Genomic DNA, 1,454 nt, shown 5'->3' with positions numbered 1-1,454 from the left:
CCGGGCGGTCAGCGCGGCGTCGAGGGCCGCACGGTGCTGCGGGTCTGCGGCGAGCGCGGCGAGCTCCGCCGCCCGCGCGTCGTGGTCGGCCTGGTGCTCGGCGCGCAGCGCATCGTCTCCCTCTGCCGCGATCGCGCGACGCACGCGCCGCAGTTCAGCCTGCAGTTCGCGGGCCTCGGCGAGGACCGCGGTGTGGTCGAAGGAGTGCATGCTCGTCACGCTATCACCCGGCGCGCTGCTGACCGCGCCGCGCGGGCTNGGGCCTCGGCGAGGACCGCGGTGTGGTCGAAGGAGTGCATGCTCGTCACGCTATCACCCGGCGCGCTGCTGACCGCGCCGCGCGGGCTGAGCGCGGCGGCGTGGGGTTAGGGTGAGTGCATGGCGAGTGCGGCGGAAACGGAGCTGCGTGCACGCCTCGCGGCTGCGGGGGCGGTGCTCGGCGTTCCGATCGAGGTGAGCGAGGGGGAGCACTGGCTCCTCGCGGACGGCGTGCTCCGCGTGGGGCTCGGCTGGTACGGGGTCCGCGGCCATCCCGCGCGTGAGGCGGTCGCGCTCGCACTGCTGCACCTCTGGGAGGGGCCGCGTGCCGCGCGCCTCGCCCCGGCGCGTGCGCGGCGGCGGGACTCGGTGGTGGCTCAGCGGCCCGAGCTGGCCCCGCTGCTCGACGTGGTGAGCCGGCTGCAGGCCGCGCGCGAACTGCTGCAGGCGCTGCCTGGGGTGCGCGCGCCCCTCGCCGCGGCGCTCGCGCGGAGCCTGCCGACCGATCTCGAGACGCTGCCCAGGCACCTGCAGTGGGTCGTGCTGCTCCTCACCAGGGGCCTCGGGCTGGGATCCCCGGACGCGCGCGTCGACCCGCTGGTCGCCGCGGAGTTGCAACGGCTCGCCGACGCCGCTGGCGACGCCGCCGACGCGCTCGCGCTCGTGCTCGCTCCCGACGCGGCACGGCCTGCCCTGCAGCGCTATGAGCGTGCGCTCGTACTGTTGCTCCCGCCGTACGAGCGCCTGCTCGCCGCGGACCTCGCCGGGCGCGGACTCGACGCAGGCGGAGACGCCCCGGGCGGCGAGGCACGCGACCCCGACACTAACGACCCCGACACCAACGACCCCGATACCCCCGACGCCCTGAGCACCGGCAGCGACGGCGGGGCCGGCGACGGCGACGAGGCGTCGCCCGGCGCTGATGCCGAGCTGAGCGAGGGCGCCTCGGACGCCGCCGCGGACGAGCAGGAGCGCGCCCGAGCCGGCGAGGGGAAGGAGCGGGCGGAGGGCGCCGACCTGTTCGCGGCCGAGCAAGCCGGCTTTGTCGAGCGCATGCTGGAGACCCCGCTGCCCGGCGCTGGCGCGTTCTGGGAGGCGGCGATCGCCGCGGAGCACGAGGCCGGGCGCGATGACGACGCCTCGGCGCGTCTGCCGGCCGAGGCCGGGGCTGCGCCGGGCGGCGCGGGAGCGACCGC

Annotated in this window: 1 protein-coding gene and 1 pseudogene; one reads left to right on the top strand and one right to left on the bottom strand. The window is 77.3% G+C overall.

Annotated elements, in window-relative coordinates; all coding sequences use genetic code 11:
• A pseudogene (locus EGM46_RS14495) lies at positions 1-210 on the bottom strand (AAA family ATPase); the annotation flags it as partial.
• Positions 211-378: 168 nt separating this feature from the next.
• Between EGM46_RS14495 and EGM46_RS14490 the strand changes: the two are divergent.
• On the top strand, positions 379-1,454 hold a 1,076-nt coding region (locus EGM46_RS14490; protein ID WP_206427600.1), incomplete at its 3' end, for a hypothetical protein.

Source organism: Leucobacter chromiireducens, assembly GCF_003917135.1.
GTDB lineage: Bacteria > Actinomycetota > Actinomycetes > Actinomycetales > Microbacteriaceae > Leucobacter > Leucobacter chromiireducens_A.
The sequence above is the reverse complement of the archived record's forward strand: the minus strand, read 5'-3'. Positions and strand labels throughout refer to the sequence as shown.